This window comes from Paraburkholderia sacchari (assembly GCF_000785435.2).
Taxonomy (GTDB): domain Bacteria; phylum Pseudomonadota; class Gammaproteobacteria; order Burkholderiales; family Burkholderiaceae; genus Paraburkholderia; species Paraburkholderia sacchari.
Genome location: NZ_JTDB02000012.1, coordinates 50,829 through 73,949 on the forward strand (window position 1 = coordinate 50,829; position 23,121 = coordinate 73,949).

The 23,121-nt window shown below is 60.4% G+C and carries 20 protein-coding genes and 1 tRNA gene; 4 read left to right on the forward strand and 17 right to left on the reverse strand.

What is annotated here, in order from left to right; translation table 11 throughout:
- Positions 1–5: 5 nt before the first annotated feature.
- The 13 genes from virB11 to NH14_RS29060 all read right to left on the reverse strand — a co-directional run bounded on the left by virB11 (position 6) and on the right by NH14_RS29060 (position 12,783).
- A complete protein-coding gene (virB11, locus tag NH14_RS29000) occupies positions 6–1,124 on the reverse strand; it encodes a P-type DNA transfer ATPase VirB11 (protein WP_035534317.1) in 1,119 nt (372 codons plus the stop codon).
- On the reverse strand, positions 1,121–2,332 hold the full coding sequence (virB10, locus tag NH14_RS29005; protein ID WP_035534318.1) for a type IV secretion system protein VirB10: 1,212 nt from the start codon (positions 2,330–2,332) through the stop codon (positions 1,121–1,123). Before virB10 ends, virB11 begins: the two co-directional genes overlap by 4 nt.
- Positions 2,325–3,149, reverse strand: a complete 825-nt coding sequence (locus NH14_RS29010; RefSeq protein WP_035534320.1) for a TrbG/VirB9 family P-type conjugative transfer protein — start codon at positions 3,147–3,149, stop codon at positions 2,325–2,327. Before NH14_RS29010 ends, virB10 begins: the two co-directional genes overlap by 8 nt.
- Positions 3,146–3,850: a VirB8 family type IV secretion system protein gene (locus tag NH14_RS29015; RefSeq protein WP_035534322.1), complete on the reverse strand. Its 705-nt coding sequence runs from the start codon at positions 3,848–3,850 to the stop codon at positions 3,146–3,148. Before NH14_RS29015 ends, NH14_RS29010 begins: the two co-directional genes overlap by 4 nt.
- A 210-nt stretch (positions 3,851–4,060) precedes the next feature.
- A complete protein-coding gene (gene virB5, locus NH14_RS29020) occupies positions 4,061–4,756 on the reverse strand; it encodes a P-type DNA transfer protein VirB5 (protein WP_035534367.1) in 696 nt (231 codons plus the stop codon).
- Positions 4,757–4,772: 16 nt separating this feature from the next.
- Complete coding sequence (locus tag NH14_RS29025; RefSeq protein WP_035534324.1) at positions 4,773–5,942, reverse strand: TrbL/VirB6 family protein; 1,170 nt, start codon at positions 5,940–5,942, stop codon at positions 4,773–4,775.
- Positions 5,939–8,407 carry a VirB4 family type IV secretion/conjugal transfer ATPase gene (locus tag NH14_RS29030; protein ID WP_035534330.1) on the reverse strand — a complete coding sequence of 823 codons (2,469 nt, stop codon included), beginning with the start codon at positions 8,405–8,407 and terminating at the stop codon, positions 5,939–5,941. Before NH14_RS29030 ends, NH14_RS29025 begins: the two co-directional genes overlap by 4 nt.
- Position 8,408: 1 nt before the next feature.
- On the reverse strand, positions 8,409–8,729 hold the full coding sequence (locus tag NH14_RS29035) for a VirB3 family type IV secretion system protein (RefSeq protein ID WP_035534335.1): 321 nt from the start codon (positions 8,727–8,729) through the stop codon (positions 8,409–8,411).
- Between the two features lie 17 nt (positions 8,730–8,746).
- Complete coding sequence (locus NH14_RS29040; RefSeq protein ID WP_035534338.1) at positions 8,747–9,088, reverse strand: TrbC/VirB2 family protein; 342 nt, start codon at positions 9,086–9,088, stop codon at positions 8,747–8,749.
- 50 nt (positions 9,089–9,138) lie between these two features.
- A complete protein-coding gene (locus NH14_RS29045; protein ID WP_035534339.1) occupies positions 9,139–9,792 on the reverse strand; it encodes a lytic transglycosylase domain-containing protein in 654 nt (217 codons plus the stop codon).
- Positions 9,792–10,367, reverse strand: a complete 576-nt coding sequence (locus NH14_RS29050) for a hypothetical protein (RefSeq protein WP_052148586.1) — start codon at positions 10,365–10,367, stop codon at positions 9,792–9,794. The genes NH14_RS29045 and NH14_RS29050 overlap by 1 nt, the downstream gene beginning before the upstream one ends.
- 608 nt (positions 10,368–10,975) lie before the next feature.
- Positions 10,976–11,209: a helix-turn-helix transcriptional regulator gene (locus NH14_RS29055; RefSeq protein ID WP_035534341.1), complete on the reverse strand. Its 234-nt coding sequence runs from the start codon at positions 11,207–11,209 to the stop codon at positions 10,976–10,978.
- A 1,175-nt stretch (positions 11,210–12,384) separates the two neighbouring features.
- Positions 12,385–12,783 (reverse strand): ACT domain-containing protein, encoded by a 399-nt coding sequence (locus tag NH14_RS29060; protein WP_035534342.1) that lies wholly within the window; start codon positions 12,781–12,783, stop codon positions 12,385–12,387.
- Positions 12,784–12,996: 213 nt separating this feature from the next.
- Here NH14_RS29060 and NH14_RS29065 point away from each other — a divergent pair, with 213 nt between their 5' ends.
- Both NH14_RS29065 and NH14_RS29070 read left to right on the forward strand, forming a co-directional pair.
- Positions 12,997–13,932 carry a fatty acid desaturase family protein gene (locus tag NH14_RS29065; RefSeq protein ID WP_035534344.1) on the forward strand — a complete coding sequence of 312 codons (936 nt, stop codon included), beginning with the start codon at positions 12,997–12,999 and terminating at the stop codon, positions 13,930–13,932.
- The gene (locus NH14_RS29070; RefSeq protein WP_152617354.1) at positions 13,925–15,289 is read left to right on the forward strand and encodes an SLC5/6 family protein; all 1,365 of its coding nucleotides are present in this window, start codon (positions 13,925–13,927) and stop codon (positions 15,287–15,289) included. Before NH14_RS29065 ends, NH14_RS29070 begins: the two co-directional genes overlap by 8 nt.
- Here NH14_RS29070 and NH14_RS29075 read toward each other — a convergent pair.
- From NH14_RS29075 to NH14_RS29090, 4 genes are all read right to left on the reverse strand, one after another.
- Entirely contained in the window at positions 15,219–16,127 is a 909-nt protein-coding gene (locus NH14_RS29075; protein WP_084226000.1) for an HTH-type transcriptional regulator ArgP, read from the reverse strand. The two genes, NH14_RS29070 and NH14_RS29075, sit on opposite strands and share 71 nt — an antisense overlap.
- 653 nt (positions 16,128–16,780) lie before the next feature.
- Positions 16,781–18,004, reverse strand: coding sequence for a tyrosine-type recombinase/integrase (locus NH14_RS29080; RefSeq protein WP_035534347.1), 1,224 nt, complete (start codon positions 18,002–18,004; stop codon positions 16,781–16,783).
- A gap of 173 nt (positions 18,005–18,177) precedes the next feature.
- A tRNA-Leu gene (locus tag NH14_RS29085) sits at positions 18,178–18,262 on the reverse strand.
- A 129-nt stretch (positions 18,263–18,391) separates the two neighbouring features.
- The gene (locus NH14_RS29090; protein WP_052148588.1) at positions 18,392–19,243 is read right to left on the reverse strand and encodes an alpha/beta fold hydrolase; all 852 of its coding nucleotides are present in this window, start codon (positions 19,241–19,243) and stop codon (positions 18,392–18,394) included.
- A gap of 252 nt (positions 19,244–19,495) precedes the next feature.
- On the opposite strand from NH14_RS29090, the gene NH14_RS29095 reads away from it, so the two are divergent.
- Positions 19,496–21,391, forward strand: a complete 1,896-nt coding sequence (locus NH14_RS29095) for a methyl-accepting chemotaxis protein (RefSeq protein ID WP_035534374.1) — start codon at positions 19,496–19,498, stop codon at positions 21,389–21,391.
- Between the two features lie 234 nt (positions 21,392–21,625).
- A complete protein-coding gene (locus NH14_RS29100; RefSeq protein ID WP_035534376.1) occupies positions 21,626–22,996 on the forward strand; it encodes an MFS transporter in 1,371 nt (456 codons plus the stop codon).
- Positions 22,997–23,121 lie beyond the last annotated feature (125 nt).

Sequence of the window (23,121 nt, forward strand, 5' to 3'; positions counted from 1 at the left end):
GCTCTCTACATGTACGCTGTGTGCGTCTTGCGCACCGGATCAAACCAGACTTCCGTCATGCCCCAGCGCCTGCCGGTCTGCTCGCCCAATGCATTGAAGACCGGGCGCGCCTCCATGTGTGCAACAAGATCAATGGTAAGGAACAGCAGGCGCTTGAGCGCCGCATCGTCCCAGGCGGCAGCCTCCCGATGTTCCTTCGCCATCAACGCGAAGCGTTCGATGGCGACAGTCGCATTGGGCGCGTGGTAGCTGGTGATAGAGCCCGCGTGTCCCGTCGTCAGGAGCTTCAGGAAGTCATAGGCTTCGGCGCCGCGCAGTTCTGCCAGCAGCACGCGATCCGGCCGCATGCGCATCGCGCTCGATATCAAATCAGCGGGCGTCACGCGCGCCTGGCCGTGCCCGCCCTTGCTGTACAACAGATGCACGCAGTTCTCGATGTGTCGGATGAACAGTTCGCGTACATCTTCGATCGTCACGATTCGCTCGGTCGCCGGGATCGAACGGCAAAGAGTCTTCATGAAACTGGTTTTGCCGGAGCCCGTGTTGCCAACGACGGCGATGTTGAGCCGGCCAGTTACCGCGCCGACAAAAAATGCACCCCAGTCCCGTGCATCCAGATACTGAACAAGCCTTCGATCGTCTGCGGGCAGTCCGGGCAGAGCTGGGTCGAGCCCATCCGGACGATGCCAGACCGTATCGTCGAACAGGCCCTCGTCTCGATAGGCGTCGAGCGTCTTCTCGCGTGCTGAGGGTCGGCGAATCGTGATCGACACGGTTCGCGACGGTACGACCGGTGGTACTACGATCTGGATACGCGCGTCCCCTGGCAGCAATGCCGACAGGACGGGATGCTGAGCCGATATTTCCTGGTTGGTCAGCGTGGCCACCGCCACGGCAAACGACATCAGCCGGTCGAAATCGAGACCCTCGCAATCGTGGCCGTGCCAGCCGAGCGGATTCTCAGTCAGGACGTGCTGCGGCCGGTTGATCACAAGCTCCGTCACGTCGGGATCATCGAGCAGCGGTGCGAACGGTCGCATCAGTTCGCGTACTGACGCGTCATCAGGCAGCCGGTCTTGCATCCGATCGAGAGATGCGTCCGGCAAGTGCGTGTTCGGCATCATTGGGTATCCTCCGGTCGCAGCGCGTATACCGACCCAAAGTCCAGATCACGCGCAATCACGATCGTGAACTCCGCGCCCTGGCTCTGGGTCAGCGTCGGCGGAATATTGATCGTGCTGTCGAGGACGCGCGTGGCCGTGTCGTTGCCCTGCTGCTGCGTGTTCTGGACCACGACCGATCCGTTGGTATTGCCGCCACGCGTCGCCAGATAGCCGATCGCATCCTGGATTATTCCGAGCAGCATCGCGGCGCCGATGCGCTGACGCCAGTGGTTGTCGACGTATCCGTCAATGCCCATGCGACCAAGCGCGTCGGCGGCGGGCGAATCGATCTCGACCGTCACGCCGTGCGGTGTCTTGATGCGGGCTGACAACACGAACACCCGCTTTTGGCCGGGTGACAGGTTCGAACGATACTGGCTGTTGATCTGCGAACCACGCTCGATCAACACCACACGGCCATCGTCGGAATAGACGTTCTTTGTCACCGTGCATGTCGAGATGCCGGTCTGGGTCGAATCGAAAGCCGTGTCGCCTACGCAGTCGATCTTGGCGCCCTGGGCGAGCACCAGGCTCCGGTTGCCCAGCGTCCCGGCCTGCACGCGCGGCGTAACGGTCGGCGTCAATGCCTGCGCGAGTGTGCCGCCCGCCTGTCCCGACCCTTGTGCTAATGGTCCCGCGCCGCTATTCGCTGCTGCTACAGAGGACGAGGCTTCCGCCATCCCACCCGGCTCCAGCACACCTTGGCCCACTGCGAGCAGAGGCGCATCGAAATAGCTGCGAGATGCACCGGCGTGCATCGTGCGAGCCGGCGCAGCAGGTATTGCGGTGCCGGACGCTGGCGTCGGACGAACCCCAACCGCACTCGCGAACGCCGAAGCCGAGGCCGCGCTATTTACCGACGACGCAGGTAGATCCCGGAACACGCGCCCCTGCGAGGGCATGTCGGCCACTGAATCGCGCTGCGCCTTCACCTGCGCATCATGCCGTGCGAGGAAACCGTGCACAGTCCAGACTGCGCCGGCGCCTACCATCAGCACGATCGCGACCGGCGTCAGCCACCAGGCGCGTGGGCGGGCACCGCGGAATTGCCCGAGTGCGGGCATTCCACGATCCGAAGAGATCCTCGATGCCTCCTCGTTGTGGCCACCGCCAGGCTGAGTGCCCGCGTCGTCGGGCTCGATTACGTTGCGCTGGATATCTTCACTCATCGCCGTGGCTCCGCAGAACACGCCTCACCCCGCGAACCGTCGTGCCGTCATGTGGCGGCACGCCGTCCATGTCGTAAGCGTCATTCCAGATCCCTACGACCTCGGTCCCGAGCCGGAACACAAACCGTTTCGCCACTTCGTGCACGACGATTGTGTCTCCTTCGACGTGCTTGTCGACCACGCTTTCCGTGCCGTCGTCAGCAACCCGAAAAACCGCCGGCATGCGCCGGTTGTTCGGGATGCGCAGATAAGTGAAGCGCCCGTCGTCCCATGCCGCAGTCGGCGCAATGTCGTCAGAGTTCGGCAGGATCTGCATCGAATAACTCGCGTTACGCACGGCCGACGGCTGAGCCATGAGTTTTGCGACTATCGCCGCATTCGAAAATCCATGTACCTGTTTCGCCAGTTCGTCCGGATAGACGAAGGTCACGCGGTACATCACGCGGTTGTTGCCGAATTTCGACTTGAGCGGCAGCACCACTAGATCGAAGCTATAGCTGCGCCGGTCAGTGCGAATTTCGAGGTTCGAATTGTGCGCGGCGAGTTGCGGCTTCAGGTACACGTCGTGATCGCCCTTGTTTGCGACCACCTGCCAACCATCCCGATCGCCCGGCGCGACGACCAGAATATGCTCGTCCGTACCGAGCGCGATATGCATGGCAAAGCCTCGCTGTGCCTCAATGCGGACCACTTGATCCGCCTGATAGACCACCTGGCGGACCCGCGAGTCGTCGCTCCATCCGGGTATTTCGACCGCGTGTGCAAGACCCATGATTGCCATGCCAGCCAGCGCTGCACAAATCGAAAGTGCATTCATGGCGCGCCTCCAGCGACGACAGCGGAGGCAGGTGGCGTATATTCCGCGTCCCGGCTATAGGCGGTCACCTTGAAGCCGAACGGGTTCGCGATCGCCACGCTCTCACGAGTGAACACGGAAGGCCGGTAGATATAGGCGAGCGTGATAACAAAACGCTGCGTCGGCTCGGCAAATGCCTCGCCGTTTTTGAACGACGTGCGCTCGACATGCACCACTGCATGGCCGGGCTCGTCCGGCGGCAGTGTGATCGAGAGAATCCGAATGCGTCGTTCAAGACCGGGCCCCAACTTCCGGTCCAGCGCATCGGGACCGCTGAAGATCCCCCGATAATCCCGAGCAACGACGTCATCGCTCATCGCAAGCACGCTGTCGTAATCCATCTGCAACAGGCCCCAGTTGTAGCGCTCGCGTGCGCGTACGTAGGTCTCGACCCAGTGCTTGTCCTGAATCTCTTTCGTATGCACATGGCGAGCGTCGAGCACATCGATCACCTGAGATTCGCCTGTCAGCCGATCGACCTCGATAGGCAGCGGCACCACCCGATAGAACGGCACCATGACTGCGAGTGCCGTCGCGCTAAGCACGGCAACGCCGATCGCCGCATAAGCGACATACCAGGCACGCCGTTCGGAGCGCTCCTGCAGGTAGGTCAGTGACGCCTCGATATCGAGCACGCGACCATAATCGTGCAACGGGCTCATGACGGCTCCCCGGCGTCGGGAGACACGGACCGGTCCGGAGCAACGGGCACCGGAGCTGGTACATCAGGCACCGGATAAACGCGGTTGATCGGCACGCGATGCAGACCGTCCGGCAATGCTGGCGTCGGCGGCCCGCTGCTGCATCCGGCCAGGCTCCAGGCGAGGCAACCGGCCAGCGTCAAGGAGTTCAGCGTGGACACGGCGGTCTCCTCAGTTTCCGAATGAGGCCGGTACCGTCTGGTCTTGCAGCCGGTTGGTCTTGCCTGCCCGGCTCAGCACCAATTCGCTTTGCTGCTCAGCCACTAGCTTGTCCTCTGTCTCGGCCAGCATCCGGAAAAGCTGCAGCTTGGTCATCTCGTTGCCGACTGCAGTCGATTCGGTCTGGATACGCGCCTGCAACTCCGCGATGCCCTTCGGGTCCTGCGTTGCATCGATCTGTTTAGCCAGACCCTGGATCTGGTTCAGCTCCTGCAACTCAGTCTGGTACGCCTGCAAGCCGAATGCCTTGTCCTGATAGGGCTTGTTGAGCGCGCGCTGGCATACCTGCTGGTCGATCCCGGTCTGATCCTCGCAGTTGTAGATCTGGCTGCCCGAGCGCAATGCCTGCGCGCTGCCGGTCAGGCCCACGTAACCGCCGTTCTGAATCGCCGTATAGACGCTCTGCCAGTTGGACGGTAACGAATTGGCGACGACAGGATCGCTCAGGAGCGTACCGAAGCCGCGCGCGCCGACCGTCGACTGATAGATCTGCATTTCCTGCTGCACTTGCTGCTTGAGCTGACCCACCGTCGCAATGGCTTGCGCGACGTTCTGTGCGTCGAAAACCGGAATACCCTGGGCCCGAGCGCCAGCGCACCATGCCATATACACGATTGCGGCGATAATCCAGCTGTTTCGTCCGTTCATGGTCATCACCTCCTCTTCAACTACCCTGCCGGCCCAGATTCGCGCGTGCGACGCGCTGATATGCCGGTGTCGAACCACTCGCCGAATTTCCACCGGGCCCGCCATCTGAACCCGTCCGATCGCGAATCGCACCGCCGGAACGTGGCCCTCCATCACTACGGTTAAATGCCCGTCCAATCGCTGTTGCAAGGCTTCGCGATGCCATGCCCGCCAAGAAAGCGCCGAAGCCGGTCAGCGTTGCGCCACCCGACAGGCCCGCCGCCACGGACGGCAACTGCCAACCGACCATCGCGAGGAAAACACCGGTCGCAAACAGACCAATGGCGGCAGCAGCAGCCGCGGCATCGTCGAGGGAAGCAGAGATCGCTTGCACAAGCGCCGATGCATCCGCGCCAGGCGAGCTGGCCGTTGCATGGAACGGGGCGAGGTCGGCGGAAAATGCCGTCAGCGCCATGCCAAGGAACGCGGCAACGAGAACCTGCAACAATGCGTAATTGGCGACCTTTGCGGTCCATGCCTCGAAAAAGCGTGTAGTCGGCGCGAACGCCGCGCAGGCGATGAAAATCGGGCCGAGTCCAAGCACGAGATCGAGCAGCATCCTTGCCATCACGACCTCGAATGCCAGGACAATCAGAAAGATCGAGCCGCCTAGCGCGGCAATCAGTCCGCACAGGAAATCGCCAATTGCGGCGGCAAGGCCGCTCGGACTGATTCCCTCGTGCACTGCCTTGTTGAAGTAGGCCTCCATCACGAGGTCGATCTGCTGGTCGTAGCAGTCGAGCGTCTGATAGATGCTGGTTGCCGAACCCCGCGCCGTCACGCTGCTGCCGTTGACCGAACCGCATCCGGGATTGCCACCACCCGTCGTGTTCGCCGCGTTCTGGATCGTCTGGGCCAGCCCCGACGTCGCGCCATCAATGGCGTTCACGACCTGCTGCTGGTAGATGCCGGTACTCAGTGCGAAACCGAGCGTGATCGCCACCTTCAGTCCGCGCCAGGCAAAGGCCGGCACCGCCTCTTGCGCTTCGCCACGCACCACTGCGAGACCATACGCGAGCACCCAGATCGTGACGGCCGTCGCGACGACGGGCACGAGCGCGCCGGACAGCGCCGACGACACGTTCGTGACGTAAGTCGACATGCCGTTTTCGAGGGTGCCGCCCACGGCGTTAAAGAGGCCGCTCATCGCCCACCTCCCGGTCCCGGCAATGGCGACGGACGCGTGCCAACCTGGGCCGCCCGTCGCTTCGCCAACCGCTCATGGAAGACGGGCAACCAGTCCCGCGGCGCATCACCGACCTGCGTGCGGATCGTGTCAAGCAGTTCCACGTTGTCGGTCGTGCCTGACAGCACATCGAGCACATCACCGAGCCCCGCAAGATCGAGCCGGCCGATGGCCGAACGATGGCCCTGCTTGACGAGGAACAGGCGGCTGTTCTCGCCGAGATTGCGAACGATGTTGAATTCCGCCTCGGTCAATTTGAAGCCGCGCACATAGTCGTCGTAGTCGGCACGCGGATTCGGCAGGAAGAGGAACGTTGCACTCTGCTCGATTAGCGCACTTGCGATGTCACTGCGGAGCACGTCGGCTGGGGACTGGGTATCAAAAATTCCGAGCCCGTTCTGCTTGCGGATTGTCTTCTGCTTGTTCTTCGCAAAGTCCGTAAAGACCGGATCACTGAGGCGCTTCCAGAATTCGGTCATCACGTAGATGAAGCGTCGGCCGTCGATCAGATTTTCGGTCCGATGCAGCAGGTACATCGTGACCGGCGTCGATACCTCCGTGTCGTCGATCAGTTCGGTGTCGTCGAAACCAAACAGGCTCGCGTGCGCGAGATCGATGCGGTCGGTCGGATTGTCGAGCACCCATCCCAGGCGTCCGCCAGCACACCATTTGGCGAGCCGCGCGTGCAGGCTGTTCTCGCCCACGTTAGGCAGGAGCTGCCGCACCATCGACAAGCGGCGAAGAGGCTTATCCATGCGCGCGACCTCACGCACGGCGCGCGAGATGTCAATCTCATCCCGTGCGGACAATGGCTCGCCGATGTCGACGAGCTTGCGTACGAGCCGCTCCCAGAAGTCAACCACGGACTCGCCCGGCGCCATCTGGAAGGGATTCAGTCCGGTCGGCGCGCCGCGACGGAACACCGTATAGGTACCGCCCATCGCCCGGATCGCGATCTCCGTGCCGCGGTCCTTGTCGAACAGCACGGCCGTGATGTCGTACTTGGTCGCCATCGCCAGCAGGAACAATTCGAGTACCGTCTTGCCCGCACCGGCCCGGCCGATGATCTGGGTGTTTGCGAGCGCCTTCTCGTCGAGCGAGTCCTCCTTGTCAGGCGTCGCGTGGAAATTCAGATAGAGCGGCTGGCCACTGGGTGTCTTGACGATCGTGATCGCCTCGCCCCACGGATTGCCATTACGCTTGCCTGTCGCGAAGTTGTGCAAACTGGACAGACCGCAGAAATTGCGCGACGTGAGCTTCGCCTCACGCGGCCGATAGCGCCAATTGGCCGGAAGTTGTGCAAACCATGCTGCGTCGGCCACGAGATCGATCAACGCCGTCTGAAAGCCGGCATCGGCCAGTTGCGTGCGTGCCTTCGCGACGCTTCGGGACACCTCGTCAAGCGTGTCTCCAAGTACCGCCAGCGAATAGTGGTACTCGCCGAGGACGAAATCGCCATTGATCAAGTCATCAAGCGCCCGGTCGATCGCCTCAACCTGGGACACGGCGACATCCTCACCGGCGATGAGCTGGTTGCGCTGCCGCTCGAGCGCCTCCTTCGCCGTTGGTTTGTCCAGAATCGTGAAACTCTGCGTCTCGACATACTCGAAGTCGCCATACAGCAAACCATTAAGCATGCCCGGTTCGGTGTCTTCCGGATAATCCTTCAGGTCGAGCATCGCAGCGATGCGGGTCGCCGCCGGCATACGGATCTCGACCTTCTCAGCGCTGACAAAGAGCCGCGAAGTCGGCAGAGCTTCGCGAATCGGGCCGACTGGCACAGGCTCGCGCTCCCAGACGCCATTTACCAGATAGCCGAGCAGTTCCAGCGCAGACGAATAGCGACGCGGGCGTGTCGTAAAAGGACTTTGTCGCGTATAGACACCGAGTGCAATCGGATCATAGGGCTTTAGACTCGATTCGACCTGAGCCGCCAGTTCACCCATCACCTTCAGCGCGTAGAGCTGGTCGCGCCGGATATCGTCGCGCGTGCGGCGCGCCGCACGGCTGAAGACACGACCGAGCTGGGTGCGGTTTGGCCGGTAGACCACCGTCAGGTACAACTCGTTGGCCATCATCCGGTAGCCCGCAAAGCTCGCGTAGTACCGCGTCGCCAGCTCCTCGCAGAAGCGGTTGCGGTACTGCGTCGAAAGATGATCCGACACACGCCGACGCAGCCGATGCGACCACAGCGCCACATGGCCGCCCGCAAGTCCACGCACGAGCTGATTGAACCCGTCATGCCGCGCAAGGATGTCGGCAGGATCCGCCGCCTCGAACGCAATCCCGGCAATCTTCCAGATCTGCAGGTAATCGCCTTCGCGCGTTTTGATCACGTTGTCGGTTACGTGCGTCGAGTACGGGATATAGTCGGCGAGTGGCACTTCCCGATTCGCGACGGCAACGAGTTGCGGTTTGGCCAGCATGTCACGCCCTCCTCTTCAGACGGACTGGCACATAGGCATGCACGCCCCAGAAGCGACGATTGCCCTGCCGCAGCGCCATGCGAACGCGTAGCGCATACTGCGCGAGGCGTTGGTCGTCACGGCGCGTGATCACGCGCATCGCGACGAACACTGGGATCATGAGGAACAGGATTGCGACGCCGAACGGCGGGCTCGCGAGCAGCGCCCAGATGGCCGGGATCAGCATGCCGCCACCGATCACCAGGAACGGCACAAGCGGCACACCCCAGAGCATCGCGGGACGCGTGCAGCCTTTGAATACGGGATCCTTGAGCGAGTGCATGGTTCGTCGCTCCTGGATCAGCCTGCCGGAATCAGCATGCCGGCGATGACGGTCGCGCAACCGACGAAGAGGCCGCCGATGAACACGTTCGCGATATCTCCGAACCGTGCATGCTGGAACATCATCCGGAAGCCCGCCCATATGATGGAGATCGAGCAGATCACACCACCCACGCCCAACAGCGTCGCCTGGATCGTGTTCAGTAGCGTATTGACCTGCGAGAGTTGTGCCCAGGCCGGTGAAATCAGCAGCAGAGCCGAAATTGTCATAGCGAACTGTCGCGCCACGCGACCATCCGATTGAGTTGCAATCGGGGGCTGACGACGACTTATCCATTTAATTCGTATATCTAAATTCATGACAAATTCCTTTCTGCTCAAAATGTCAGCCATCTCATCCGGTCGCCGGGCTAGAACACGACGGCGCTATGATCTGGATCTCCGCTGGGCGCAGTCGGCGAAGTGCGGAACGGCTCGGATCCCAGCTCCCGGTACGATCGGGATCGCTCCGCCCGGACTGGAATGCCTGAGTCGATCGGGACAACGGGAATCGGCGCAATAGCTGGCACAACAACGGGTGCCGTTGACATCGCGGGAGCGCGGGCGTTGTCGACTACCCGTTGTACATACCCCGTGCGATAGCCCATCGAGAAGTTGCCGCTGGCGTAACAGGAAAGGCTCGCGCGCAGCGTCGACTGTGCATCGGGCTGGGTATTTGCTCTCGTGTGCCGTGCCAGCTCGAAACAGCCTTGTAAAATCGCGGCCCCCGCTGCCAGATTGCGGCACGGGTCGAAGGCACTGCGTTCGTTCAATCCGTGTGCTGACCAATTTGCGCGGTTCACCTGGGCCAGCCCCACGCTGAAATTCCAGCCGCCAGCGGCAAGCGCCCGTGCAGTCGCGACGGCCTCGGCCTCACTCGCCGGCTGACGCAACAACCGGCCGTGGACGACCCCGATTGCAAATGGATTGAAGCCAGACTCGGTTCGCACGATGGCTTCCATCGTCGGCAGCGAGACCTGGGGCGCACATTGCTGCGCGAGTGTGATGAAATCGAGCGGTACCATTACCAGCCCCCACCGTTGGCGTCGTCCAGCTGTTCGCTCTGTCGCAGGAACAGGGCTGCCGATCGAGCCGGGTCGTACGGCACCTGCGCGCTCCCCACGCCGTAGAATTCGGTGATCGTGAGATCCTGGCCGCTCACGTCCCACCAGACGCGGGTATAGAGCCGGTTGTCGATATTGACGTTGATTGCCCCAGCCGCGCGGCACAGCAGTTCGCTCTGCTTCGGACCGCCCCAATACAGCAGACCCTCCCGACAGTAGCCGCCGCTCGCGAACGTGTTGCGCGCAAACGCCCCCCGCGGCCCCCGCGAGCCGAAATCGCAAGTCGGGAAGGGATCCCCATGACGCAACGCAGCCCACAACCTCTCGATGGGCGACACGCACGAGCTGTATTGTTCTGGGCCGCCCGGATTAGACAAGCACAGCAGCACCTGACAGCCCCAGTCGTCTGCATGTGCCAGCCCGGGAGTGAGGATCGATGTGCTGTTAAATAGTGCTAACGCAATTGCCCACCGACGCAGAGCTGCGCACGTAACGCTGCCGCGCCGCACATTCTCACCTGACTGAAACCGTTCCATGAGTCGCTTCCTTCGATTCATGCGGTACCGACGCACAAGGACGGAAGCGAAAAATGGAACCTGCGGCGCCGGGGATGCTCCGCAGGCTCAAGGGGGACCGACAATTGGAAAACAAAACATAAAGCAGCAGATGCACGCCATGCGATCACCACAAATACGTATCCGTCGATACGTCGGTGCCGCTCACGCGTACTCGGTCGCACCCGTCGCTCGTGGGCACGTTGACCGGACCAGGTTGTCTAACTATGAACGGGTGGTGACAGTGCCCGCTTAGTCTAGTGAGCACCTGCCATCAGCCCTGCTTTCCGGCACAACGCCGGACCGCTCTGCGCCATCATTTCTCCGCCAGCAGGCTCACCAGTGCCCGTTTGGCGGCTGCCAACTCAAGCTCGTACCGGCACCACGGATGTCGTGGGATGCCAAGTCGGCGACAAATTACCTCGCGACCGGCACGCCAGAGATACGCCATTCGGAGCAGGTCACGCTGACGCACCGCGAGCCGTCGCCACGCATGTTCGATTCGAGCCGCATCGGTCGGATCGTAGCAGCCTCGGTTTGCACACGCCCAGTTGTCGAGGCGGGCGTCGATCGTGCGGAGAGCCGTACGTTCAGGCATCGCGAGCCTCGTTCGTCTGGCAAGGGACGCGATATCCAGCAGGATCTTCGAGAAAATCCTCGATATCCGATGCGCGCCAGCCGACCGCCCGTTCGCCCAGACGAATCGGGCGCGGGAATGTTCCCTCGTGCATCCGCTGGTAGATGGTCGAACGTTTGAGCCCAACCTCTTGTTCGACCTGGCTGCGCCGCAATATCGCGCCAGCCGCGCGTAGTTGAACCGACATCGCCCACCTCCTTTTGTCCCGCCTGAATGATCTGATGCATAGGTCCCATTCAAGCAGCGGGAGCGTCTGACGGGCAATTCCGTCTTATCGTCAGAATGTCCCGTCAGGGGGATGTGTTCGCCAGCGCCGATCTCGCACTTCAATTGAACAAATCCGACGGTAATGCAGCACGGAACGGCAACGCACTGTGCGATGCTTCACCATTGACCGGTCCTTTGCTACCAGCTCTCCAGCTCCGGCACCAACAGCGCTCTCCAAACGGGGCAATTCTTAGGTCTCCAGGCAATTCTTAGATCTCCAGGCAATCATTTTGGAGCCGTGCTTGCCTTGTAGCTGGAACAAGTGGCGGTAGCGGATCGCGGACGCTGGTCGAGATATCAATTCGATCGCATACGTTGGTGATGCCGCCCATCCGTCTCATTGATCGAGTCCGGCCTCATAGCAGCTGCGATCGTCTGTGCACTTCTGGATGCCTCACCGTTGGCTTGACACTTCCATCCGAGCCTCTCATCGATAGCACGGGCAACCACTGAGGATTTGGGCGGATGCTCCGGGTCCCAATGAGACCAATGCGACCACATCACCTCGAAGAGCGACGCAAGTGTCGCGTTCATATGCGGAAGCTTTACGACGACACCATCACCGTCACCTATTGAGGATATCGAATCATCGACAGACTTTTCGATAGGAGCTATCGCAGTCGTCCGATCGAGCTTCCGTTCCAGATGCAATGCCCAAATGTGATGCATAACTGCGGTCCGCGCAAGGGCCCGCTCTAAATGCTGAATGCGTTTTTCACGGCATCTTAAGCGAACCATCAGACGCTGCACTGACGCCTGCGATGCTTCAGCACATTGGCGCCAATACTCGGCATCGAACGAAGAATCCGGGCCTTGTTCTCGATGTTCTGCAGGAGCATCAGTCGATTCGAACATGTTCCCTCCACTGCATCAAAGCATCCGGATGCTTGATCGTAGTGGAAGCGTCAATCGATCGCACAACCGGACCAGTTATTCCAGCACTACTGATGAGGTCGCCATTGTTTTCTTCAATCTATCGATCGATTGTTTTATCAGCAAGGTAAAAGCCTACGATTGCAGAAATGCTATCGACTGAACAAAAAAAGTAACGGACTTCGAGTAGTAGTCGAACTGACCTGCACGAGAGGTCATAGATCAGGACGCGGATGCAGCGATCTCTCGCAGTCGATCCATCGCTTCGTCTGCGCGGTCGACAGGCACGAGAATGTGATCGTGGTAGTAGCCTGCGATGACGTTGCAAGGGATACCGGCATCGGCGAGTTTGCCGCTTATCACCTTGATGAAGCCAACGGCATTGAGACTCGAGTGAACAGATAGTGTGATCAGACGAGCGTCGTAGATGTACGCCAGACGAAGTCGTCGAGCGTCCGAACGCTCAACAATGGCTGTCAAGCCTTCACTCTCGCGTATCGTGCAAAAAACCGGAACCCCATCTGGCAAGACGAAGTCCGGAAAAGAACAATAAACGTACACCGCCGGTGCCATGATCGGCTCCAGCGACGCGCATAACTTGAGAAGGTCTTGCTCACCCAATGTCTGCCCTCCATGCTTTCTTAGCTACGTTATGCCATCAGGTCACTTGCTGCGATTAGCGTATAGAAAATCTGACCGCTCGATAGCGATATTAACCACCCCTTTCGCTTTCCGGCGGCCCTCCTATGATCCGATCATTACTTCTGCTTGACTGACGAACGGAGCGCAGAGTCCGAACCCTCGGGGGATTCGTGTCATCGGAAGGAGAACGCGATGTCAATCACAACATCAGCGTCAATCATTGCCGATCAAGTAACGGTACGTTCAGCCATACGTGGGAAATTCGTCGCTGCGCCAGCGAGCACGTGGCGGTCCCTTCGGGATATCGCGTTTGACTGGATCGTCGTCGGCCTGATTGTGTGGGCAGTGTACCGGATAGGCATGCTCATCGCCCCCCTCGCAATTGTCGTCATCGGCAATCGTCAACGAGCGCTAGGCAATCTGCTCCACGAGGCCAGCCATCAAAATCTCAGCCCCCAGCGCCCCATCAACGACATGATCGGCACGCTGCTACTCGCTGCGCCACTACTCAACAGTTTGCCCCACTATCGCCGTCAACACGCGAGGCATCATGCCTGGCTCGGCGATCTCGAACGAGATCCCGATTTAATCCGCTGCACCGTCAATCAGGGCGATAGTTGGCTTCAGGTATATGTCCGCGTGCTGCGAGCATACCCTGCGTGGAAAGGCTCGCTTCTCGGACACTTGACCGATAGGCAAATCACGTTCGTTCAATGGCTCACGATCGTTCTCTGGTGGTTCTGGTTTGAGGCTGCGCTCGCCGTACTGGTTGGAACGCATGTGGCATGGCTATTCCTGGTGCTCTGGGTTGTCGCGCGAGGCACTGCGTTCCATGCCATTACGACATTTCGCGAGATGACGGATCACTACGGGCTCAGTCGGCGCGGCATCTTCGAATACACGCGTGAGGTTCCGGATCACGGACCGGTGTCGATTTTGCTCCACCCACATCACAACGGCTACCACGTCACCCACCATCTCTTTCCGCATATTCCGTATTACGCCCTGCCCCGTGCTCATGCACTATTGGTCCAGATTCCCGAGTTCGCAAAGCGCGCAAGAATCAGCAATGCGTATTTACATGGGCAGCATGCCTGCGTCGACGGATGGGGAGCACGCCATGCATGAGCGCACACTCAACACAGCAGAAGTTGCGACTCTGCTGGTGTCCGCGAGCTGCGGCATGGGGTTTCTACTGGGTACCGGCGAATTGGCCTTGCGTGAAGGAATGGCGGGTTGCCTCTACGCAGTTGCAACGGCAACAGGGCTGGTTCTTCTGGGCCTGTATGCACCTGCCCTATGGCACTCTGGCTCATCCATCTGGAATCGTTTCGACCGCTTCTATGGCTCGTCCGTCAGCCGCAGTATCGCGCTGCTCTCTCTGATCTGGATGATCGGCGCCCTCGCCGCACAGATCCGTGGAGGATCGGCGGTGCTCGCCATGGTGGGCATACCAGATGCAGTCGCACTTTCTCTCGTGTGCATTGGGTTGATCGCTCTTTCCTTCGTCCGACTGCCGTGGCTTTCTGCGGGGCTTGCATTCTGCATGCTTGCCAGTGCCGTGCTTCTCGCTCACGCGCTAGTAAAAACGGCTGGGCTCGGCATATGGCTGCACTCGCCAATCCTGTTTATCCGCGCGCTACCACAAGATACATTTGGCCGAATTGGATTTACAGTAGCCACTGTAGTCGCTATGGTGGTCTGGGGCGCCGACTACCAGCAGTTCGTCCTGGTCGCAGATAGCCCCACTGCCGCTCGAACTGGCTGTCTGGTAGCGGCTATCCTTGTGTTCATCTTGGGGTTCCTTCCGGCGTCGGCGGTAATAGCAGCCCGGTCGCTCTGGCATCTGAGCGATACAACCGATTCATCAACGGTTGTACCGATGCTGCTCGCGCACAGCGTTGCGAGTGGCGTTGCTTCAAGCATCGTGACTTCAACGTTGATTACGGCGGCCCTCGGAGCTGGATGCGCGATCTTGCGCGCGATGATCGATGCACTCGCTGCCGTCGGGCCGAACTTCATTCGAGGCTCCGTCTGGGCGCGCCTGCTAACGGTCGGACTGAGCGCTCTCGTCGCGTCACGAGGTCAGAGTCTTGTCGATACGATGGTTGAACTGAGCATGGTCTACCTCGCGGCAATCAGTCCGATACTGGTGTTCCGATTGCTTCGGGTACGGGCTTCCGATACGACTGCAAACGCTTCAATGGCGGCGGGATCCGCAGTTGCCCTATCCTGCTATTTGCTGCGGTGGACAGGTATGATCGCCCTGCCAGAAACGTCGGCACTATGTCTTGCGATTCCGATCGCCTTGGGATTTGCAGGAGCGGTTCACTACTGCACCGTGACTTGGCATCGTGGAAACCGCAGCCCGAAAGAGTTGCGCGCACATGGGCGCTCTGTGAAGGCCGTGCATCTCACTCGCTGGGCAACGCAGAAGTCGTTTGCACCAAACAACGGCGAGCGTGATACATCACCTTTTCGCTAACTGTTCGCGCATTCGCTGGCGCCGTTGTCCAATGATGCCAATACAACGCAACGGAGACTTTGTGGTTTGGAGCCAAGGCAACCAGTGCTCCAGAGTCCGTCAACGGTCTCGCCTGCAGACACGGTACGAGACCGTAACCGACCCCTGCCTGGATCGCAGCCAGCAAAGCGCCGGGCGACGGAAAATAGTGCGTTGAATAGCCGCTCACAGGAAATCCAAGCAAGCGCTCCAGAAAGTGCCCGTGCAAACCATCTTTGCGATTGAAGAGAACAGCGGGCACGGCCAGGATGCTGTGCAAAGTAAGGCCGTGGGCAAAGTGCGCTTGTGCAAACGATGGACTGGCGACGCACTCGTATTCCATCGCCCCGATGTGTTCTGCAACAAATCCGATCGGAGCTGTGTTTTCCGTCGACACGCCGCCCATAGCCTCCCCCCGAGCCAATATGGGAAGCGTATGGTCTTGATCATCAACAATGAGTTCCAGCACGAACTCGTCTTTCGCAATATCGCAGGCGACGCTCTCGAACCACGTCGCGAGGGAGTCAGCATTGACCGCGATGGCCACTCGCGTACGTTCGCTCGCTTCGGGCTTGATTTGTTTAAATGTCTCCGCCTCCAGAGTTCGTAGCACCTGGATGTGTCGAAGGAGAGCCTCGCCCGGAGGTGTCGGCACTGCCCCCTCTCGCACTAGCAGCGGCGTCCCCAGCGAAGCTTCCAGTGCATTGATCCGTTGAGAAACCGCACCGCGGGTGATGTTCAACGCACTAGCTGCTCGCCCGAAATGCCCCAGCTCTACAACAACAGCGAAGGTCTCCAACTGCTGGCGATCGAATACCATACTCCCTCTCGTCGGCGTCTTGTACGCGCCCGACACCTATTCTGCCACTAATACGTCAATCCATAGACGAATACTTCCCACTGCAAGCTCAAAGTGACTTCTATTTTCTTACGGGTCCGACCCAATTTTATGCGCCGAGAAACTGGGAGATCGGCACAAGGCTGACTGGCGAGGACACGGCGAGGCTACTGCTCAGACGGGGCAAACTGGTGAACATGTAGCTAGTTCGGTCCTTATCTGGGCGGCCACCCGTTTGCCAAGCAGCACCCGCGTTCCGACGGTTAGATAGGTTGCATCGTTATCGGCCCGTTGAATGGACATTGCCCTGGCCTTGGTGGAAGGCTCAGTGAGGTCCTCATGTGAAGTCGGTTCTTGTGCGCGCGGGCTATCAGGCTTTGCTAATCGAGGTTTGACCTATTCCACCATCATGCATGCCGGCCTTCTTCGAACGTCGTGTGGAGAGGACTTCGAACGATTCGCTACGCTGTTCATATTGCGTAACTGGCGAGCAGCAAGCGCAATTACCTGCGAAAAACGCCCATGCAATGCACGCCTTCCGGTTGCACCACGCCATCTCGTTGTGGCGTTGACTCTTGGCGAAAAAATGTATTTGCGGTCGCTACGCCAAAAGCAATTGGTTTCATTTTTGCCATTTACCGCGCCAGCGCATCATTAACAATGGCTTCGCCGCCTGACTTTAGCCTATCCAGATAGTCAGCCCATTCTTGCATCATGATGCGTCGCACGCGGATGAATTTCGTCCGGTTATATGCGGTGCCAAGATTGTCTGGAACAGCATGAGCGAGCTGGTGTTCAATGACCTCAGGTTTGTGCTCCAACTCTTCATGCAGGATCGTGCGCGCCATCGCCCGGAAACCGTGGCCGGTAATTTCGGTACGCGTGTCATAGCCGAGCCTGCGCAGCGCCGCGTTGATTGTCGCATCGCTCATGGGACGACGGCTCGAGCGTGCACCAGGAAATACGTATCGGCCCCGCCCAGTCAGTGCATGGAGTTCACGAAGAATCGCGACGGCTTGCGCCGCCAGGGGAACCAAATGGGCCGTGTCAGTCTTCGTCGCTACGTACCGCCATTCCGCACGATCGAGGTCGAATTGAGACCATTCCGCCTTACGCAGTTCGCCCGGCCGTACGAATAGCATAGGAGCCAGTTTCAGTGCGCATAGCACAGGAAATGTTCCGCTAAAACCATCGAACGCTCGCAGCATCTCCCCAACCTTCGTCGGATCGGTAATCGCCGCGAAATGGGTCGTTTGCGCCGGAGGAATGGCCCCAACGAGGTCGCGTGCGGGATCGGATTTGCAGAAACCCTCCTTGATGCCGTAGCGGAACACACGGCTAATTTCGCCGCGAAGGCGATGTGCTGTGTAGCGCGCTCCACGACTATCCACGCGTTTGAGCACATTGAGAATCTCCGGCGCGTCGATTTCCGATATGGGGCGCTTGCCGAGCCATGGGAACGCGTCGCTCTTAAAACGAGCCAGCGTCTTGTCGTGCTGCGCCGGTTCAACGTATGTGCGACGCTCCTCCATCCATGCAAGCGCAACAGCTTCGAAAGTATTGATCGCCGAACGACGCGTGGCGCGCTTTTCCAACCTTTTTGCAGCTACAGGATCGACGCCGCCAGCAAGCTTCTCGCGGGCCTCGTCTCGCTTCTTGCGGGCTGCCGCAAGTGAGACATCTGGATATACGCCGAGCGCCAGCGTCTTGTCCTTGCCTGCGAACCGATAGTTCATCCGCCAATATTTTGCGCCGGACTTGTCGATCTGAAGGTACATCCGACCGCCGTCAGATAGACGGTTGCCCGTGCCCTCTGGGTTGTAGCGGGCATGCTTGACTTGGGTATCGGTGAGCGCCATGGTGGTATCTCCCGACCGCAATGGTACAAAGAAAGGCGTATACCACCAAAAATACCACCAGATATCACCGGCTGTCCATGTTCAAACCCAGACCACCCTAGAAACAAAAAACCCGCGCGGCCTAACGCCAGCGCGGGTTTCAGGATTCCGGCGGAAGATGCCGGAACAGATTCTGGTGCTCAGAGCGGGACTCGAACCCGCATGCCTTTCGGCGCTACCCCCTCAAGATAGTGCGTCTACCAATTTCGCCACCTGAGCAAGAGGAACGCGATTGTATCGGCTCATTGCCGATTTTTGAAGCCCCTCCCCGTAAATTTTCGAAAAAATTTCAGTGGCTCGAATCACGTCCCGGCGACGTCCCGGCGGCCTCCGTACTGCGCGCTCGGGTCAGCCCGCGATGCCCTGCAGAAATTCGGCCACCATCGCCGCCACCTGCGCTTCCTGCTCGCGGTGAGGGACATGGCGCACGCCGTCCATGATCGCCGCGCGGGCCGGGCCGCTCACGCGCGCCGCGATCGTCTCGGGATGCACCCGCGTGCCGTACTCGTCCAGGCTACCGTGAATCGCGAGCGTGGCGCACTGGACGCGCGGCAGCACCGTATCGAGCGACCAGTCGGCGAATTCGGGCGAGAGCCACGTTTCGATCCACGCATCGAGCACCCATTGCGTCTTCTCGCCGTGGTAGCGCGCAAGCCGGGCGAACTGCGCGGGATCGCGAAACTGCTCTCGCGCCGCGCGGATGCCCGCCAGCGTGCGGTCTTCCGCGAAGGTCTGCGCCGCCTCGGTCACAAGCGCCGCGCAACGCTGCGGGTGCTGCGCGGCACATTCGATCGCCATGCCGCCGCCCACGCTGTGGCCGAACGCAACGAAGCGATCAATCCCTAACTGGTTGCACAGCGCCGGCACATCGTGCCGTGCCTCGTCGCGCACGAACGACGCGGTTAGCCGGTCCGTGCGCGCACCGGAAGCGCCAAAGCCGGCGCGGTCGTACGCAATCACGCACCGGTTGGTTGCGCGCGCAAGCGTTTGTGGAAATGCGCCCCACAGCGCGACGCAGCCCAGCGAGTCGTGCAGCAGAATAATCGGCGCACGGCGCGCCGCCGCTTCGCTCATTGCACTCGCGGCGCCTTGCGGGACATCTGGCCCCCAACTGCGTGCGAACAGCCGGCCTTTTTGCGTTTCGATCCAATGGTCCTTCGGGCCCTGCTGGTCCTGGGTGATGGCTTGCGTCTCGCTCATGCTCGTTCAGATGTCGATGGTTAATCCAATCGGATGTCGCAGTATGCCTGCTGATCGCCACGGGCGGGCATTTCACTCCCATCGATTATCAACTAAAAATTAACAATAATCGGCTTCGATACCCTATGCCGAGACCACATGTCGAACTACAACGCGCCGCATACTGCCTATATCTGTACGCCACTTAAGTTCTCGCTCCGGCAACCGATAACGTTTTACGAAACCACGTTCAACGTCGTCGAGAGCCCCCTAATGTCCATCTGGCGAAAGCTTTCCATTCAGAACAAGCTGATTCTGAGCATGACCACCTGCTTGCTGATTTTCATCGGCATTTCAAGCGGGCTGAGCATCTGGCTGATTGGCGACACCGTGCGCGAGCGTGTCGTGCAGGACGAGTTGCCCACGGCTGTGAAAGGCATTCGCGCCGATATCGAGCGCCAGCTCGCCGGGCCGATCACCGCCGCGCGTGCCATGGCAACCGATCCGTTTCTTCAGCAATGGGAAGCCGATGGCGAACCCGAGGCCGGCACCGCCATGTGGATGCACCTCGCGCAGAACGTGAAAACCGTGCAAAAGGCCGTGAGCGTGCAATGGGCGTCCACGAAGAGCGGCAACTATTTCACCGAAGCCGGACTGCAGCGCAAGCTGGGCGAGCACGATCAGTGGCTCCAGAGTTTCCTCGCCACGGGCAAGCCCTACGAAGTGAGCATGGATCGCGACGTGAGCCTCGGCGGCTACATGATGTTCATTAATGCCCGCGTGGAAGGCATGAATGGCACAAACGGCACGAGCGGCACGACAGGGCCGACCGGCGTCGCGGCCATGGGGCTCTCCGTCGATGCGCTGGCCGCGGACGTCGCGAACTACAAGCTCGGCGAGACCGGATTTGCGTATCTCGTGCATCCGGACGGCTCGATCATGATCCATCGCGACACCGCGCTGGTCGACGGCAAGCACTTCCTCAAGGACCTGCCCGGCATGCCCGCGAACGCAAGCTCCACGCTGCTGGCCGGCAAACGTTACACCTTCATGACCTACCCGGCGCCGGGCGGCACGCGCTACATCGCCACCTCGTTCGTTCCGCAGCTCAATGCCTACGTGGTGGTCGAAGTGCCGCAAGCGGAAATGCTTGGGCCGTTCGAGCGCGCGATCCGCATGGCGACCGTCATCGCCGCCGTGGTGGGCCTGGCCGGCGCGCTCGCGGTGATCCTGCTGGTGGGCCGCGCCATCGCCGCACCGGTGCGCCGCGCGGCTACGCTGCTCGCGGAAATCGCCAGCGGCCAGGGTGACCTCACCCGCCATATGAAGGTCGAAAGCAGCGACGAAATCGGCCAGCTCGCCGATGCGTTCAACCGCTTCGTCGCGTCGATGAACACGCTCGTGCGCCGGGTGCGCGCCTCGTCGACGTCGATTGCGATCGGCTCCACGCAGATCGCCACGGGCAATGCGGACCTGAGCCAACGCACCGAGGAACAGGCCAGCAATCTCGAACGCACGGCCGCGTCGATGGAGCAGATCACAGCCGCCGTGAAGAACAACTCCGACACGGCGCACACCGCCGCGCAGATGGCGAGCCGCGCTTCGTCGGCCGCCGCCGAGGGCGGCGAGGTGGTCGGCCAGGTGGTGAGCACGATGGAGCAGATCAGCGACGCGTCGCGCAAGATCTCCGAGATCATCGTGGTAATCGACAGCATCGCGTTCCAAACCAACATTCTCGCGCTCAACGCAGCGGTGGAGGCCGCGCGCGCCGGCGAGCAAGGCCGTGGCTTCGCCGTGGTGGCTTCCGAGGTGCGCAATCTCGCGCAGCGCAGCGCGCAGGCGGCCAAGGAAATCAAGGCGCTGATCGAACATAGCGCCGGGACCGTGGATGCCGGTTCGCGCCTCGTTGCCGACGCCGGCAAGGTCATGGACGACGTGGTCTCGCAAGTGCAGAGCGTGAGCACCATGATGAGCGAGATCACCTCGGCCAGCCTCGAACAGAGCGCAGGCATCGGGCAGATCGGCGACGCGGTACAGTTGCTCGATCAGGTGACGCAGCAAAACGCGGCGCTGGTGGAGGAAAGCGCCGCGGCGGCGGAGAGCTTGAAGCAGCAGGCGGCGGAACTCGATCAGCTGGTGGCGGTGTTCAAGGTGGGCGACGAGGGTTAATTCATCCGCATGCGGATTTACCCTGAATACGGCCTCTATCCCATGGTCCGGGAGCGTTTCTTGCGCCATTTAATGGAATCCGCAATACGTCACAACGTGATACATTATTGTGGAATCACTCTGGCGACCCGGACCACGTAGCATTTCGCGCGTCGCGTACATGGGTGCCGATCAGGCCGTCGCGCGCGCCATGAGTCACCAGACCCTATCACCCTTATTCCTTTGGGGTGCGAAATGAGTGACGCAAAACCGGGAGCGCTGCTCCTGACCGAACAGGAAGCCCACCGTCAATTGCGCCGTGCCGTGATCGCCAGCACGATCGGCACGACGATCGAATGGTACGACTTCTTCCTCTACAGCATTGTCACGGGCCTCGTTTTCGCGAAGCTCTATTTTCCGGAGTCGGATCCGCTCGTCGGTACGTTGCAGGCGTTTCTGATCTACGCGGTGGGGTTCGTCGCGCGGCCAGTGGGCGCAGCCATATTCGGCCACTACGGCGATCGCGTCGGCCGCAAGGCCACGCTCATCGTCACGCTGCTGCTGATGGGGCTCGCCACCTTCGCCGTGGCTTTCGTTCCCACCTATGCATCGATCGGCATCTGGGGCGCCGTGATTCTCACCGTGCTGCGCTTCATTCAAGGCGTGGGCGTGGGCGGCGAATGGGGCGGTTCGGTGCTGATGTCGATGGAATGGGCGCGCACCAACGAGCACCGCGGCTTCGTTGCGTCGTGGCCGCAATTCGGCGTGCCGGCGGGGCTCTTCATCGCCAATCTGGTGGTGCTTGCGATGAGCCAGATCTCCGGCAGCAACTTCCTCACGTGGGGATGGCGCGTGCCGTTCTTCCTGAGCATCGTGCTGGTCGCCATCGGCCTCTATATCCGATTGAGCATTCTTGAAACGCCGATCTTTGCGAAACTGCTCGCCGAACACAAGATCGAGAAGACGCCGATGACGGAAGTGATCCGCCGCCAGCCGAAAGATATCCTGCTTTCGGCATTCGCGCGCATGGCCGAGCAGGCGCCGTTCTATATTTTCACGGCGTTCGTTTTCGCCTATGGCGTGAAGACGCTCGGCGCCTCGCGCGACCTCATGCTCTCGGCCGTGCTGGCCGCCGCCGTGCTGGAATTCTTCACCATTCCGCTCTTTGGGCACGTGTCCGATCTGATTGGACGCAAGCGCATGTACATGATTGGCGCCGCATGCGCCGGCATATTCGGGTTCATTTTCTTCGCGATGGTCGACACCCGGAATCCGGTGCTGATTTTCGCGGCCATTGTGCTTTCGCTGGTGCCGCATTCCATGCTTTACGGCCCGCAGGCGGCGTTGATCGCCGAATCGTTCACGGGGCGGCTGCGATATAGCGGCGCCTCGCTCGGGTATCAACTGGCTTCCGTGATTGCTGGTGGCCCCGCGCCGTTGATTGCCACCGCGCTTTTTGCTTACTACCACACAGGCTATGCGATCGCCGCTTATATTTTCGTGTGCGGCGTGGTGAGTCTCATGGCCGCGTGGCGTATGGGCGATTACACTAACAAGGACATTTCGCGTGAATACGACGATGTCCAGTCGCTGAGAGATGGCGGGCACACGCCCAGGCACGCTTGACCAATTACGCGGTTCACGCAGTATTTTTTTACAGCGCTCGCAATCAAGCCGAACAGAATCGGTTGCAATGCCAACAAGCCACGTGTGCGAGTTAAACTGCCGGACGATAAAACCAGGATTCGAGC